Source organism: Bacillus sp. SIMBA_026, assembly GCF_046535335.1.
Classification (GTDB): domain Bacteria; phylum Bacillota; class Bacilli; order Bacillales; family Bacillaceae; genus Bacillus; species Bacillus velezensis.
In genome coordinates, this window is sequence record NZ_JAWRWX010000002.1 from 80,148 (window position 1) to 95,915 (window position 15,768).

The window sequence follows — 15,768 nt, forward strand, 5'->3', positions numbered from 1 at the left end:
CCTCTCGCCGTTTTACCGCTTACCCTACCAATCGCCCTCGACCGCCAGTAAAGCCGCTATTTCCTCGCGAAACTCCTGTATTAATCGTGCTAATTCCGCTAGTGATGCCGCATCCGAGTCGCGCAGCCGTCGATTCATTACGTCGAGGACCGCGCGTTCGACCGTTGAGTGGTACGCTACTTCGCGCCATTTTTCCTTTGGCGTCGGGTCGGCGTTCGGGTCCTCCGCAAGCTTCTTCGGCCAGTTCGGCGCCTTCGTCGGGTCGGTGAAATAGCGTTCATTTACGATAATGTTAAGCGAGTCTGACGTTAGTTTGTAATCGGGTGAGATCGGGATTTCAATCGCCATTGTTGGCGTCGCCTCCTTCGTTAATTAGTCGCCAAACTTTAGCGCGTAGTTCCGGAACGGAAACCGATAACTCCTCTTGTACCAGCGCGCACGTTTCCGGCGTAATATCGATTAAGGCTTCGAAAATTGTAGCGAGCTCATAATTCGTAAACATATCGCACATCCTTCCGTTTATTAATAAGACCTAGCAATCGTTCACTTACGCTCACTCTTGCTGATGTTCCTTATCGCGATAGAATTATTATTTAATAAGTATCTGCGCGAAAAGGTTTTAATTGAGCGCTATTATTTAATTGAGTATAGATAATGAATATAGTAAATGAATATAGTTCGTCTATCGTTTGAGCAAGGGACGGCTTCACCTTACGAACCCCCGGCTTCACGAATCGAAGATGCTCGGTATTGGAAGCAATACGTAAAGGTTCGATAACTGACCGCTCTCTTGCGATTTCCTTTCGCGTATATCGATGAGTCCCACCGCCTTCAATTTCTTTAACGCATCCCTGACCGTATTCTCCGAACATAAGCATTCGCTTGCCAACGTTTTTATAGACGGAAACGATCGCTTACTGTGATTGTCCGCGTGCATTGATAGCATCGTGTAAACGAGCTTCTGCGCGCTCTTATCGAGAATCTTACGGTCAGATAAAACGCAACTCGCTACTTGCGTAAATTTGTGTTCGCGTAAGTCTAATACGCCTAGCTGTTCGTTTGTCATTCGTAATCACCTCTCACTTCTATAACGGGTAGGCTACCGTCAATTTTGCGACATGAATTACGAAACTTTTTTCGTCTGTCATTTTTAACTGCGAACACATTTCGGAAAATGGACAAAAAAAATAACCCGGCCGTTTGGCCGAGTCATCGTCTGCTGGTTTTCCGTTTTTTATTTTTATTTTCTTGTATCTGAAGTAACGGCGAATGCTTACTATGCTCCTCAGTCAGCGCCTTTTTGGATAGATGTGTATAGCGCATTACCATACGGAGATCGCTATGTCCGAGTATCATCTGTAAATGCCGAATGTCTCCGCCGTCTTCTAAAAACATCGTGGCGCCCGTATGACGTATTAAATGAGGATGCACGCGCTTTTTGATTCCTGCCCTGTCTGCGTAGTTATTCAGTCGCTGCCTAAAATTATTAGTCGTCATCTTCTCGCCATAGTTTGCCAGAAAAACATATTCACTATCGAATTCCTCATTTTCTCTTATAAGTTCGCGCAGCAGTCGAAGTGTTTTATCCTCTAAGGGTACGAATCTGCCTCTTCGATTCTTTACGTCTTTTCCTTCGAGTATCAACGTTTTGGAGCCGAAATCAATACTCGACTCTTTAATCGACAACACTTCGCCTACCCGCATCATAGAGTCGATAAGGCAGGTCAGCGCAACGTAATCTCTAAATTCAACGAAAGATCGCTGATCCATCGCATTAAGAATCGCTCGCATTTCGTCAGGCGAAAGAATATTTATCGGACTCTCCGGATTTGTAATTAACGTAACCTCTTCGAATGGGTTATCGTCTGCATACGCCTCTTTAATCGCGAAACGAAAGAACGTCCGTATGGTCTTAATGTAATCGTTTACTGACCGCGGGGATAGCCCCTGCGTCTTATGTTCGTCCAATTTGAAATTATGGCCGTCGAACTTTATTTTATCGTTAATCAGCCACGATACAAACCCGCGCGCAAAGTCAACGTCAATATGACGTATGTCCGCAGACACTCCGATCTCTTCAGCATAATCCGACAAATACCGACAAGCACGCATGTACTTATCAATCGTTTCCTGAACGACATTCTCAGCACGTTTGGCATCGCACAGTCTATCGAATATGTATTCGAGATCGTACGTACCTTTTCGCGTTGTCTTTACCGAGGCCCTTCCGGCCTTCACACGCTTACCTTTTCGATTTTCTGAATGCATAAAAAATCGCCTCCCATTTCGTATGGAAGACGATTGAAAAACGGTGCGCCACGCTGTCCGAATCGGAAGCGCTACGCTGTTTTAGTCACCGGGTAAGTCATCGTTTAGTCAACGTTGATATACCGCGGTTTCATTCGGGTATGGAGCCAAGGGGGCTCGAACCCCTGACCTCTACGCTGCCAGCGTAGCGCTCTCCCAGCTGAGCTATGGCCCCGTGCTGTAACGTCATGTTTTATTATAGACGAGTCTTCTATGAATTTCAAGCAGAAAATTCAGTTTGCTCATATTTTCCTGAGACGTTTTTCGAACATAAAAAGAAGACCCTTCGTGGGCCTCTTCGTTTATCGCACGAGCATGATTAAAATGATGCCGAGGATGACACGGTAAATGGCGAACGGAACAAGCTTAATCCGGTTAATGAGCCTAAGAAAAAACTTGACGACTAAGAGGGCGACGACAAAGGCGCAGATAAAGCCGACAAGAAAAAACGGAATCATGTCATAAGAAAGACTGCCCCAGTATTTCACCAGCTTCAGAAGGCTTGCGCCCGCCATAATCGGAATAGCCATAATAAATGTGAAGTCTGCGGCTGCCCGGTGATTCAAGCCGACAATGACACCTCCGGCAATCGTTGAGCCTGAGCGGGAAAATCCGGGCCATAAGGCGAGACACTGGAATAATCCGACACAGAAAGCCTGTTTGTAGGTGATTCTGTCCACCGTATCGATCGTTTCTTTCCTTTTATTGATCCAGTCCGCTATAAGCATAAGCACGGCTCCGGCAATTAATCCGTAAGCGACCGTTCTGACGGAGAATAAATAGCGGTCAATGAAATCCTCAAATAAAAAGCCGAGCACCGCTGCCGGAACAAGACCGACGGCGATTTGCGCGATGGTCAGCCTGTATCCCTTCTGCTGATCGCGCGTGACGTTTTTGTTGAGGCCGAGTAAATGTAATATCCGATCCTTAAACACAATGGCCACCGCCAGAATCGAACCGAGCTGAATCACCACTTTGAAGGAATTGGCGGCTTCCGGATTCATCAGGCTTCCGGATTTCAGCCAGATGTCATCCGCTATGATCATATGTCCCGTGGAAGAAACCGGCGCGTATTCCGTCAGCCCTTCCACGATTCCCAAAACGGCTGCTGTGAACATCTCCCATAGTGTCATCCCATTCTTCCCTTCATTCATCATTTACAAAAGAGAAGCTCTCCTCTGAAGGAAAGCCTGTCTTATAATAAATATCATGTCCGTTCCGATTTTATGACTTCGATACAGCATCATTTTTTTCTTCTTCATATAAATGCGAACGCATTTTGAACCAATCAAACAGATGGGTCGTGACCACTTTGATGACCGCATACCCCGGGATGGCTAAAATAATGCCGACAACCCCGAACAGCTTTCCGGCAGTTAAAAGAACAAAGATGATGGTAATCGGGTGAATGTGAAGATTTTTCCCCATGATCTGCGGAGAAATTAATTTCCCTTCCACGAGCTGGACAACGGTCCATACAATCGCAAGCTTCAGCAGCATAAGGGGCGAAGTGACCAACGCGATAATAATCGCCGGCGTGATAGCAATGGTCGGCCCTAAATACGGAACAACGCTCGTACAAGCGGCAATGACCGCAAGCAGTGACGCATAATCAAGTCCGATAATCAGATAGCCGATAAATAATAAAAACCCGATGCAGAAGCTGACGATGACCTGTCCTCTGATATAGGAGCTTAATCTGTGGTTCATTTCACTAAGCATCGTATACGTTTGTTCTTTCAGACGGGTGGGCACAAACTTTAAGATATAGATTGGCAGTTTTTTGCCGTCTTTCAGCAAATAGAACAGAATAAACGGCACGGTCACAATTGAAATAATTACTTCCGTCAGCGCGCCGATAAAATTCCCGACCCCGGTAAATGTGCTGTTTGCAATTGTCGCCGCCTGCGCCGATACTTTATTAGCAAGATCGGAAATGTTGATATTCATCGTCTTTTGCGCCTGATTTACAAAATCGCTTCCGATCAGGCTTTTCGTCTGATCTTCAACAATATCCACATATTTCGGCAGATTGTCGATCAGGCTCATGATCTGTTCCTTTAAAAACGGAATAATTGAAACGACCGTAATCGTAATCAGCCCTATAATAATGAGGTAAAGGAGCAGGATGGAATAGACTCTTTTCACTCTTATTTTTTCCAATATATCTACGATCGGATTAAGCAGATAATAAACGATTCCTGTCAAAATGACGGGGAGCGCAATCGTTTTGAGCAGGACGATAATGGGTGTGAAAATAAATGATGTCTTCATAAAGACAAGGATATTGAGACCGATGAGCAGCAATACAAGCAAAAACAAGACAAATTTATTGTCTAAGAAAAACTGTTTAAATCTGCCGCCCCATGTTTGCAATGTTTCCACTATTGTTCCTCCATCATATGTATTTTACTTAAATTGTACACTATCGTTCCTGTAATGAAAAATAATAACCGGTCTCTATGGGAATTTTTCCTATCTCTTTAGCTGCCAGCCTTTTTTCCATTTATGTTTCTCAGAAAAAAAGCTATAATGTAAGCCAATACATAGAAGGAGCGATAGCAATGATTCGATTTGCAACAGTCGGAACGAATTGGATTACAGAACGATTTCTGGAGGCGGCTTCTGCTATTGATGATTTTCAATTAACGGCGGTTTATTCCAGAACTGAGGAACGCGCGGCGGAATTCGCCGGCAAACACGGCGCTTCTCGTTATTTCACCAGCCTGAAAGAAATGGCGGAAAGCGAAGCCTATGACGCGGTGTATCTCGCCAGCCCGAATGCATTTCACAAAGAGCAGGCGGTCCTTTTTATGGAACACGGCAAGCATGTACTGTGCGAAAAACCGTTTGCGTCTAACGCAAGGGAAACGGATGAAATGATTCACGCAGCCAAAACGAACGGCGTTCTCTTGATGGAAGCCATGAAAACAACGTTCCTGCCGAACTTCAGCATGCTTCAAAACCACTTACATAAAATCGGACCCGTCAGGAGATTCACGGCAAGCTACTGCCAATATTCATCACGATATGATGCATATAAAAACGGTACGGTGCTAAACGCGTTTAAGCCTGAATTATCGAACGGTTCATTAATGGACATCGGCGTGTACTGCATTTATCCGGCCGTCGTCCTGTTCGGCAAACCGAAAAACGTCATTGCGACCGGTCATAAACTAGCATCCGGCGTTGACGGCGAAGGCACGGTCATTCTGTCATACGACGGATTTGAAGCGGTGCTGATGCATTCGAAAATCTCAAATTCGTTTGCCCCGGCGGAAATTCAGGGTGAAGACGGCACGATCGTGCTGGACAGCATTCACGGACCGGAACGGGCGGAAATCCGCTATCGTGACGGACGGACGGAAGACATTTCAGTCCCTGATCTGAAACCGTCGATGTACTACGAAACGGCTGAATTCATCAATCTTCTTCGAAACGGACAGCGGGAGTCTTCCGAAAATACATTTGAACGTTCTTTCATTACGGCAAGCATTATGGAGGAAGCGAGAAAACAAATCGGAATTGTCTTTCCCGCCGATCAAAACTAAAAACATCCGCCCGGATTCGGGCGGATGTTTTTTATTTGGACGCTAACAGGTCAGCAAACGCTTTTGCATACTGCGGAAGGTCGGGCGGGCGGCGGCTTGATACAATGTGGCCGTCAGTTACGACTGCTTCATCCAGCCACTGTGCCCCTGCATTTGTCATGTCGTCTTTGATGCCGGGTGTGCTCGTTACTTTTTTTCCTGTGAGAATTCCGGCAGATATGAGCACCCAGCCCGCATGGCAGATCTGGCCGATCGGCTTTTTCTGCTCATTCATCGTACGGATGATCTCCAAAACTTCGGGATATCTTCGCAGTTTGTCAGGAGCCCAGCCGCCAGGCACGAGCACGGCGTCATACTCCTGAATAATCAGGCTCTTAAAATCGTAATCCGCCGTCGCGGGCACGCCGTATTTTCCTTTGTATGAACGGCCCGCTTCTTCTCCTATTAAATGAACGATCGCGCCTTCCTCTCTCAGACGGTAGACGGGATACCAAAGCTCTAAGTCTTCAAAATCGTCACTGACAAGCGCTATGACTTTTTTGCCTTCTAATCTCATCACTGCCACTCCCTTCTTTTATACTAGTGTATCGCTTTTTTCAGATGAGGAAAAGAAACAGCTCGCTACAGCTGTTCTTCGTCTTCAGACTGAATCGTAAATTTCCGTGTGACCTGCTGCAGTTCTTCAGCCATATGCGCAAGCGTTTCGGCGGATGAACTGATTTCTTCCATGGATGCCAGCTGCTCTTCAGCTGAGGCGGCGATGTCTTGAATGCCGGCGGACCCTTCTTTGGCGACTGAGGTAATGTCCTCCACCGCGTTTGTCACATTTTGCGACCCGGCTGCAAGCTTCTCAAGCGTTCCGTTCATATGCTGCAAGGCGCCTGAAATCTGAGTCGTCATTTCTGAGATTTTTTTGAAGCTTTCGGCCGTTTGATCCGTAATATCGAGGCCTTCCTTCACATCTTGATTCACCGCTTGGAATACGGAAAGCGATGTGGCGATTTCTTTGACGATTTCCTGAATCAGCGTTTCGATTTCCTTCGCGGAGCCGGCTGATTGTACGGCAAGCTTTCTCACTTCTTCCGCAACGACGGAGAAGCCCCGCCCGTATTCGCCTGCTCTGGCCGCTTCAATGGCAGCGTTTAAGGCAAGCAGATTTGTTTGATCGGCAATGCCGTTAATGACGTTGAGAATGCTCTTAATGTCGTGCGACTTCGTTTCCAGCCCTTTTACGACCGCTTCCGCCTGCTGTACGGAACGATCAATTGTTTTCATCTGGCCTACCGTTTTCGCCACTAATTCTTCTCCGCTTCCGGCCGTTTCAGAGGTTTGGATGGCGGATTCAGTGATTTCCGCCGATACATTCGCCGTCTCGGCAATGCCGGCATTCATTTGGGAAAGGTGATCAGCGCTTTCTTCCAATTTCTCGCTTTGTGATTCGTTTCCGTTTGAGAATTGTTCAATCGCCAGTGTAATATGCTCTGTCGCCTTGCTCGTCTGTCCGGCGGATGCCGTCAGCTCTTCGGATGAAGAAGCGACATGTTCGACGGATGATTGAATGACGCCGATGACAGACCGGAGTGAGGCCGACATCTCATTGAAGCTTTGGCTGAGCTGCCCGAATTCATTTTTTGACTTGATATCAATGACTGCCGTTAAATCGCCGTCACTGATTTTAGCTGATGTCGAAACAAGTTTTTTGAGCGGTTTTGCAATCGAGCGAATGATAAAAAAGATTAAAACCCCGCCGACGATAAGAGAAACCGCCAGGATGATCAGCGCCATTTTCATGACAGGCGAGGCTGCGTCATGGATCTCACTGACAAAAAATGTGCCGGCGATTTTCCAGCCCGTCAGTTTGTTTGTCGTGAAGGCCATTTTCTTCTGCTGTCCTTCAAACATGTATTCAAACGATCCGCTTGATTTGGAAAACACTTCTTTCGTCCACTCTCCGGAGCCTTCCGTTCCCGCTTTTATAGTCGGATGGGCGATGTATTTTTTATCTCCCGTTGTAATGAAGGCAAATCCTTTATGACCGATCTGGACGCGTTCGGAAGCGTTCAGCAGGTCGCCCAGATTAATATCAAGCGCCACAACGCCTGATCCGTCTTTTGTCTGCTGGGCAATCGTAACGACCGTCTGTCCGGTTGCAGCGTCTTTATAAGGCTCGGTAAACACCGGCTGTCCGCTTTTTTCAACCGCTTTGGTATACCACTCGCGCGTGAGCGGATTATAATCGGACGGCATATCAACGGACGGATATTTCACGAACGCTTTGTCGCGAGACGCGGCGTAAATTGACGCGACATCGTCATTTACAGTGACATACTGCTTCATATTTTCAAGCAGTGCGTTATTTTTCGTATTCAATTTTTCCTTTGTGATTGAGTCGCTGTAGTAGTCAATCGCTTTCAGCTTGCCTTCGAGCATGTTTTCCAGCACGCTGTTCAGTTCGCTGACATTTCCCTGGGCGCTGTGGGTCAGTTCGCTTTCTAATGTACTCCCCGCCGTTTGGTAGCTGAAGTAGGCGAGTATGCCGACCGGAAGCACCAATACGGCTAAAAATGCCGCGATCAGCGGCTTGCTGATGGATGGCTGTTTGATCCAATGTATCAGTTGTTTCATTTTTTCAGTCTCCTTCTTTGAAAAGCTAAATCTAATATCGTCAGCTAGGACAAAAGATTTATTAAAAAAACTAAAAAAAACACCCAAACAGCACATTTGGGTGTTCTATGACCTATTATTCTATTTTAAATCGTTTCGTCATATCACGTAATTCTTCCGCCATTTGGGATAACGTTTCCGAAGACGAACTGATTTCTTCCATTGAAGCCAGCTGTTCTTCGGCGGAGGCCGCGATATCCTGAATGCTGGCGGAGCTTTCTTTTGCGATGGACGCGATTTGCTCAGAAGCTCCTGAAATCTGCTGAGATCCTGCTGTCAGCTGTTCTACCGTCGCATTCATATTTTGAATTTCTCCGGCGATCTGGTTCGTCATTTCAGAAATCCGTTTGAAGCTCGTTTCGGTCTGATTCGTAATATCCAGTCCGCTCTCCACCTCTTTGTTGACGGATTGGAACATGCCGAGAGATGTATTGATTTCGTTGACGATTTCTATAATTAAGCTTTCGATTTCTTTCGCTGAATCGGCAGACTGGACCGCAAGTTTTCTGACCTCTTCGGCGACGACTGAGAAGCCCCGGCCGTATTCACCCGCACGCGCGGCTTCAATTGCCGCGTTCAGCGCAAGAAGGTTTGTCTGATCAGCGATTCCGTTAATGACACGGAGAATGTTTGTAATGTCTTTTGATTTTGTTTCAAGTCCGCGCACCACTTGTTCAGCTTCTTTCACTGACCGGTCAATGACGTTCATTTGGCCGACCGTCTGGTGGACGAGCTTTCCGCCTGAATTGGCGACTTCCGCTGATGTGGCAGAGGATTCGGTAATGACGGCAGATGCTTTCGCCATATCTTTAAGCCCGCTGTTCATTTGGTAAATATGTTCCGCCGCGCTTTCAATATTTTCACTTTGGCTTTCATTTCCGTTAGAAAATTGTTCGATCGCCAGTGTGATATGTTCGGTTGCCTTGCTTGTCTGCTCCGCTGAAGCCGTCAGCTCCTCTGAGGAAGATGCGACGTTATTCACGGAATCCTGGATGGCATGGATGAGAGACCTTAGCGAAGCGGCCATATTGTTAAAGCTTTTGCCAAGCTCGCCTAATTCATCTTTTGACTGAATCTCGATCGTTTCTGTTAAATCGCCTTCACTGATCTGTTTCGATGATGTCACAAGCTGCTTGAGCGGTTTTGTGATTGAACGGATAATCAGCACCATGACGATGGTTCCGATGACAATCGCTAATACGAGAACGAGCAGGGACAGATGAAGGATCGGCAGGGCCGCTTCATGAATTTCGTCCAGATACATCGTTCCGGTAATCTTCCAGCCTGTCAGCCCGTTCGTATCATAAGCCATTTTCTTTTCCTGGCCGTCGTATTTGTATTGAAAATCACCTTTTTTGCTGGTGAACAGCTGTTCAGCCCACTCCCCGTTTAATACTGTGCCTGACGCACGGTTCGGGTGGGCGACCACTTTTTTGTCTTTCGTCAGGATAAAAGCGTAGCCTGATTTTCCGATGTTCACTTTCTTTGTCGTTTTCAGAAGCTCATCGATTTTCATATTGATGGCGACGACCCCTGAGCCGTCTTTCGTCTGCTGAACGACCGTCACGACCATCGTATTGGTGGAAGCCGTGCGGTAAGGATCTGTTACAACAACTTTCCCCTTATTTTCCACGGCCTTTTTATACCAGTCTCTTTCAAGCGGATTATATCCTTTAGGCATCTGCAGATCCGGATACCGTGTGAAATGTCCTTCCGTGTCACTCGTATAGATGGATTCCACGTCTTTATTAATCTTCATGTACTCTGTGAATTTATCGGTAATTTGCGATTGGTTTTTCGGCTTGTACCGATCCTTTGTGAGCCAGTCGCTGAAATATGCCGTTCCGTCTTCCTTTTGGCTGATGCTTGTGTTGATCATATCGTTAATCTGCTGCACATTATCTAGTGCGCTCCCCATCATCTGCCTGTCAAGCGTGCTTACCGCCGATTGATAGGCGATAAAAGCCAGCGTTGAAATAGGAAGAATGAGAATGGCCAAAAAAGAAATGAGAAGTTTTCTTGTAAGCGATCTCTGCTTGATGATTTGCACAATTTTTTTCATCTGCTATATCTCCTCTTGCGTGTTTACCCTTCATATCGGCAATTATGGGTAAATATACACATCCAAAAAGAAGAAATATAACTAAACATACTTTTTACCTATTTTTAAATTAGTCTTTTAGGCTTAATTAAGAGTTTATCTTAAAACGCTTTGTCAGTTCGCGTAATTCTTCCGCCATTTTTTCCAGCGTGACGGCGGAGGAACTGATCTCCTCCATGGACGCAAGCTGCTCTTCAGCTGAAGCCGCGATGTCCTGAATGCCGGCCGCGCTTTGTCTGGAGACGGCCGCGATATCCTCTGAAGCGTTTGATACTTCCTGAGATCCGGCAGAAAGCTGTTCCACGGTTGCATTCATATTTTGCAGTTCACCGGCAATCTGATTTGTTTTAACGGAAATGTCCCGGAAGCTTTTTTCTGTTTCGTCCGTTAACTGAAGTCCGCTTTTCACCTCGTGATTGACGGATTCCAGCATTCCGAGCGAAGTATGAATTTCTTTGACGATTTCATGAATTAAGGATTCGATTTCTTTCGCTGAATCGGCAGATTGGACGGCAAGCTTTCTCACTTCTTCCGCAACGACTGAAAAACCGCGTCCGTATTCCCCCGCTCTTGCCGCTTCAATGGCTGCATTTAAAGCAAGGAGATTCGTTTGATCGGCAATGCCGTTAATGACGCGCAAAATGCTGGTGATGTCCTGCGATTTGAGTTCAAGCCCTTGTACGACTTGCTCCGCTTTACTTACGGATTGGTCAATGGCGCCCATCTGGCCGGCTGTTTTCTTGACAAGCCGCTCACCGGCGCCGGATATCTCCGCCGATTCAATTGACGTTTCCGTCACCACGGCTGCCGCTTCCGCCAGATCGCTGAGCCCGTCTTTCATCTCATTCACTTGGGCTGTCGCTTTATCAATACTCTCACTTTGGTCTTCCGTTCCATTAGAAAACTGTTCAATCGCAAGGGTGATATGTTCCGTTGCTTTGCTCGTCTGCTCAGCCGAAGCCGTCAGCTCCTCTGAGGAAGAAGCGACATGTTCAACAGAGTCCTGAATTCCCTGAATAAGCGAACGGAGTGAATCTGTCATATGATTAAAACTTTTACCGAGCACGCCCAGCTCATCTTGAGAGCTGACATCAATGGTTTCCGTCAGATCTCCGCTGCTGATTTTTTCCGCTGAAGCTACGAGACGTTTTAACGGTTTGGTAATTGAGCGGATGACAAAATAAATGAAAATCATTCCTGCGGCAATAGCTATCGCCAATATGATAACGGCCAGAGTCAGAACCGGTCTTGCCGCATCCTTGATTTCATCCACGGACATGGTTCCGCTGATCTTCCAGCCCGTCGCTTCATTGGTCACGTACGCCATTTTTTTCGCTTTCCCGTTCAGCGTATATTCATAGTCGCCTTTTTGCCCGCTGTATAATGTATCAACCCATTTTCCCGACACCGCCGAGCCGGCTTTTTCATCACTGTAGGCAACGGCTTTTTTATTTTTGCTGAGGATAAAGGCGTATCCTTCTTTTCCGATGTTCACTTCTTTTGTCATCGTGATGAGATCGTCGATTTTTATATCAATGGCGACGACGCCTGATCCGTCTTGCGCCGCGCGGGCCATAGTGACGACCATCTTTTTGTTTGAGATGGACTCATAAGGGTCTGTGATGATGGTTTGGCCTTTATTCTCCATGGCTTCCTGATACCAGCTTCTTTCAAGCGGATTGAAATCGGCCGGCATATCGGCATGCGGATAACGGGTAAACGTTCCTTCCTTGCTGCTTGAAAATACGGCGGACGCTTTATCATTGCTTTCAATAAACTGCTTGAACCTTTCTTGCATTTCCGTTTGGTTTTTTTCTTTAAATTTGGCGCTTGTCGCCCATTCGCTGAAATATGCTGAGCTTTTTGTAAACATTCCGATCCGGTCATCAATCATATTGTTTAAGATTTGCACATTTCCTTCGGCGCTTTCCATCATTTGCTTTTCAACGGATGAAGCCGCCGAACGGTAGGCGCCGGCAGCCAATACTGCTACCGGAATAATTAAGATCAGTAAAAATGAAATGATAAGTTTTTTGGCTATTGATTTTCTGGCGATTTTTTTTGCTGTTTTTTTCAATTTTGTAAACCTCTTTCAATCATTTACTGTTTATATCGGCCGACTCCCTTTTTATTACATTGAAAATTAAGTCATAAATGAAAAATAGTTCTATGTACTCCCTTTGCATGCAAGACTTTTTATTTAATTATCCGGATGTCACTATAAAAAAAGACGCCTTCCATCCGGAAAGCGTCCTTTTTTACTAGTTGATTTTAAATTGTTTCGTTAATTCCCGCAGTTCTTCGGCCATTTGCGCCAAAGTATCGGCGGATGTGCTGATTTCTTCCATTGATGCAAGCTGTTCTTCTGCGGATGCGGCAATATCCTGAATGCTTGCTGCGCTTTCCCGTGATACGTCCGCGATATCGGTCACTGCGGCTGAAACGTGCTGAGAGCTGTCTGACAGCTGTTCAACCGTGCCGTTCATCGATTGAAGCTTCTCGGCGATGTCGTTTGTCATGCCGAAGATATTCTGGAAGCTTTCTTTCGTGCGGTCCGTTACGGCAAGTCCTGATTGAACTTCTTCATTAACGGATGTGAACATGTGAAGCGATGTATTAATTTCAGCCGTGATTTCCTGAATGAGTTTTTCAATCTCTTTGGCAGAACCGGCGGATTGGACGGCCAGCTTGCGCACTTCTTCGGCTACCACTGAGAAGCCCCGGCCGTATTCACCGGCTCTTGCCGCTTCAATGGCTGCATTTAAAGCAAGCAGGTTTGTCTGATCGGCAATACCGTTGATGACTCTTAAAATATGAGTGATGTCTTTTGATTTGGCCTCAAGGCCTTTTACAACAGCTTCCGCCTGCTGGACCGATTGATTGATGAGATTCATCTGCCCGACGGTTTGCTGCACATATTCTTCCCCGGTGCCGGCAGCTTCCTTCGATTGTTTAGATGCTTCCGTAATGGATGATGATGTGCGGGAAACGGCGGCGAGTCCGTCATTTATATGATTCAGCTTGACTGAGCTTGAATCGACTTTTTCGCTTTGCTCTTCGTTTCCGTTTGAAAACTGCTCAATCGCCATTGTAATATGTTCCGTCGCTTTGCTTGTCTGCGAAGCTGAAGCGGTCAGCTCTTCCGATGACGCGGCCACGTTGTCGACAGAGTTTTGGATCGCGCTGATCAGTCCGCGCAGAGATTCTCCCATTTCATTAAAGCTCGCACCGAGTTCGCCCAATTCATCTTTCGAGCGGATATCAATGGTTTCGGTCAAGTCTCCACCGCTGATTTGTTTAGAAGAACGGACAAGCCGTTTCAGCGGTGACGTAATGGATCTGACAATGAACAGAATTAAAATTCCCCCGATGATAATGGATGCTGCAAGGACGATCATTCCCATCGTCAGCACCGGTTGTGAGGCGTCTTTAATTTCGTTGAGCTCCATGCTCCCTTCTATTTTCCATCCGGTCAGTTTATTTGTCGTAAACGCCATTTTTTTATTTTGATCATCGAGCTTGTATGAAATAATGCCGCTGTCTTTGCTGTATACCTCATTCAGCCACGGGGTTGAAACTTTATCGCCCGGTTTGTGGTCTTTATGCGCGACATAGGTTTTATTTTTGGACGTGATAAACACGAAGCCTTTTTGTCCGATTTTGATTCCCTGCATCTGCTTCAGCAGCTGGTCAATCGTAATATCCATGGCCACTACGCCTGTTCCGTCCTGCATCTGCTTTGCCACGGTGACGACCATGCTGCCGTCGCTTGCCGCGGTGTAAGGGTCGGTGACAACGAGCGTGCCGCCAGCCTTCACAGCGTCTTTATACCAAGTGCGTGTTCTCGGATCGTAATCGGCCGGAGTATTCTCCTTCGGCGCCTGTGCGTAGCTGCCGTCTTCCGTTCCTCCGTAAATGCGGGCTACGTCCTTATGAATAGACGTGTATTGCCCGAACTTTTCTTCAAGAGCAGACATGTTTTTCTTTGAGAAGGATGACCCTTTTAACGTTTCACTGAAAAATTCAATCGCCTTTGCTTTTGCGCCGATATCATTTGTAATGGTTGTGTTAAAAGATTCGATGTTATTTTTCGCGTTGCCTGAAATCTGATCATCCAGCGAATTGCTCGCCGTATGGTATGAACTGAATTCTAACACGAGAATCGGTATGATTAAGATCACGATAAATGAAATGATTAATTTACGTGAAATCGATGCCTTTGTGCACCAATTGATGAATTTTTTCATATTAAGCTGCTCCCTCAAGTGTGATACCTTATATATCGGCTCAGCCTTCACATTTTGTTAACATTTCCTCCTTTTTTATGACTTGATTTTCATTGCCCAAGCTTCCTGCATATCTTATAAAAAAAGAGAAGGGGGGCGCGCAGATGATTATCATATCCGGCCAAGTGCTTCGGCCTCAGGACATCGCGAACTGGCAGACGGAAGAAAGCCTTGTTCCGTATATAAATGAACTGCTCAATTCTCCCGTACAATTCGATTACGGGTCGATTGCTGAACTGATGTTCGAGGTGCGGCTGCGCCGCCATATTGTGGAAGCCGCAAGAGAACTGCACGGATCAGGTGTGAAATTTGCAACTTTCGCCAAAACATACGGAAATACGGCTTATTGGAGAGTGACGCCGGAAGGAGCCTTGGAGCTGAAGTACAGAATCCCCGCTTCAAAAGCGATTCGGGACATTATTGAAAATGGGGCGTTTTACGCATTTGAATGCGCTACCGCCATTGTTGTGATTTATTATCTGGCCGTCTTAAAGACAATCGGTGAAGAACGGTTTAACCGGCGTTTCCGGGATATCACTTTGTATGACTGGCACTATGAGCATCTGCCGATCTACACGGAAACCGGCAGCCACTTTTTACGGGGAGATTGTTTATATTTTAAAAATCCTGATTTTAATCCTGCAAAGGCTCAGTGGCGGGGAGAGAATGTCATTGTGATGGGGAATGATCAATATTTCGCCCACGGTCTCGGGATTCTGACCGCTGAACAAATCATCCAGAGATTGAATTCTTTAAGAAAAAAAAATGCCGTGCAGCCGGCTTATCTGCTTAACCAGGCAACAAGGCTTGATGCACCCGCGCTTTATCAGATCATGCATTAAAACAATCCCATCGTCTG

Annotated in this window: 13 protein-coding genes, 1 tRNA gene and 3 pseudogenes; 2 read left to right on the forward strand and 15 right to left on the reverse strand. The window is 46.3% G+C overall.

Features of this window, described 5'->3' with window-relative positions; genetic code table 11:
- Nucleotides 1–24: 24 nt before the first annotated feature.
- From SB847_RS11130 to SB847_RS11160, 7 genes are all read right to left on the reverse strand, one after another.
- Nucleotides 25–348 carry a hypothetical protein gene (locus SB847_RS11130; RefSeq protein ID WP_410577824.1) on the reverse strand — a complete coding sequence of 108 codons (324 nt, stop codon included), beginning with the start codon at nucleotides 346–348 and terminating at the stop codon, nucleotides 25–27.
- Nucleotides 338–502, reverse strand: coding sequence for a hypothetical protein (locus tag SB847_RS11135; protein ID WP_410577826.1), 165 nt, complete (start codon nucleotides 500–502; stop codon nucleotides 338–340). Before SB847_RS11135 ends, SB847_RS11130 begins: the two co-directional genes overlap by 11 nt.
- Nucleotides 503–727: 225 nt before the next feature.
- Nucleotides 728–1,066, reverse strand: a complete 339-nt coding sequence (locus tag SB847_RS11140) for a helix-turn-helix domain-containing protein (protein ID WP_039251923.1) — start codon at nucleotides 1,064–1,066, stop codon at nucleotides 728–730.
- Between the two features lie 143 nt (nucleotides 1,067–1,209).
- Entirely contained in the window at nucleotides 1,210–2,268 is a 1,059-nt protein-coding gene (locus SB847_RS11145) for a tyrosine-type recombinase/integrase (RefSeq protein ID WP_410577828.1), read from the reverse strand.
- A 141-nt stretch (nucleotides 2,269–2,409) separates the two neighbouring features.
- Nucleotides 2,410–2,482 (reverse strand) — tRNA-Ala (locus SB847_RS11150).
- A 127-nt stretch (nucleotides 2,483–2,609) separates the two neighbouring features.
- On the reverse strand, nucleotides 2,610–3,440 hold the full coding sequence (locus SB847_RS11155; RefSeq protein WP_410563219.1) for an undecaprenyl-diphosphate phosphatase: 831 nt from the start codon (nucleotides 3,438–3,440) through the stop codon (nucleotides 2,610–2,612).
- 91 nt (nucleotides 3,441–3,531) lie between these two features.
- The gene (locus tag SB847_RS11160) at nucleotides 3,532–4,692 is read right to left on the reverse strand and encodes an AI-2E family transporter (RefSeq protein ID WP_007613339.1); all 1,161 of its coding nucleotides are present in this window, start codon (nucleotides 4,690–4,692) and stop codon (nucleotides 3,532–3,534) included.
- Nucleotides 4,693–4,871: 179 nt separating this feature from the next.
- On the opposite strand from SB847_RS11160, the gene SB847_RS11165 reads away from it, so the two are divergent.
- Entirely contained in the window at nucleotides 4,872–5,858 is a 987-nt protein-coding gene (locus tag SB847_RS11165) for a Gfo/Idh/MocA family protein (RefSeq protein ID WP_101669802.1), read from the forward strand.
- A gap of 31 nt (nucleotides 5,859–5,889) precedes the next feature.
- Here SB847_RS11165 and SB847_RS11170 read toward each other — a convergent pair whose 3' ends face one another.
- From SB847_RS11170 to SB847_RS11190, 8 genes and pseudogenes are all read right to left on the reverse strand, one after another.
- Nucleotides 5,890–6,414, reverse strand: coding sequence for a type 1 glutamine amidotransferase domain-containing protein (locus SB847_RS11170; protein ID WP_410564404.1), 525 nt, complete (start codon nucleotides 6,412–6,414; stop codon nucleotides 5,890–5,892).
- A 65-nt stretch (nucleotides 6,415–6,479) separates the two neighbouring features.
- A complete protein-coding gene (locus SB847_RS22565; RefSeq protein WP_425340276.1) occupies nucleotides 6,480–7,451 on the reverse strand; it encodes a methyl-accepting chemotaxis protein in 972 nt (323 codons plus the stop codon).
- Nucleotides 7,446–8,579, reverse strand: a pseudogene (locus SB847_RS22570) (HAMP domain-containing protein); the annotation flags it as partial. The gene SB847_RS22565 and the pseudogene SB847_RS22570, both read right to left, overlap by 6 nt.
- Nucleotides 8,580–8,598: 19 nt before the next feature.
- Nucleotides 8,599–9,549 carry a methyl-accepting chemotaxis protein gene (locus SB847_RS22575; protein WP_483771204.1) on the reverse strand — a complete coding sequence of 317 codons (951 nt, stop codon included), beginning with the start codon at nucleotides 9,547–9,549 and terminating at the stop codon, nucleotides 8,599–8,601.
- Nucleotides 9,544–10,584: pseudogene (locus SB847_RS22580) on the reverse strand (cache domain-containing protein); the annotation flags it as partial. The pseudogene SB847_RS22580 and the gene SB847_RS22575, both read right to left, overlap by 6 nt.
- A 127-nt stretch (nucleotides 10,585–10,711) precedes the next feature.
- Nucleotides 10,712–11,665, reverse strand: coding sequence for a methyl-accepting chemotaxis protein (locus SB847_RS22585; protein WP_425341706.1), 954 nt, complete (start codon nucleotides 11,663–11,665; stop codon nucleotides 10,712–10,714).
- Nucleotides 11,660–12,700, reverse strand: a pseudogene (locus tag SB847_RS22590) (HAMP domain-containing protein); the annotation flags it as partial. The pseudogene SB847_RS22590 and the gene SB847_RS22585, both read right to left, overlap by 6 nt.
- Nucleotides 12,701–12,884: 184 nt before the next feature.
- A complete protein-coding gene (locus SB847_RS11190) occupies nucleotides 12,885–14,870 on the reverse strand; it encodes a methyl-accepting chemotaxis protein (RefSeq protein WP_410563226.1) in 1,986 nt (661 codons plus the stop codon).
- A gap of 143 nt (nucleotides 14,871–15,013) precedes the next feature.
- Here SB847_RS11190 and SB847_RS11195 point away from each other — a divergent pair, with 143 nt between their 5' ends.
- Nucleotides 15,014–15,751 (forward strand): protein-glutamine gamma-glutamyltransferase, encoded by a 738-nt coding sequence (locus SB847_RS11195; RefSeq protein ID WP_007408635.1) that lies wholly within the window; start codon nucleotides 15,014–15,016, stop codon nucleotides 15,749–15,751.
- The last annotated feature ends 17 nt before the right edge of the window (nucleotides 15,752–15,768 follow it).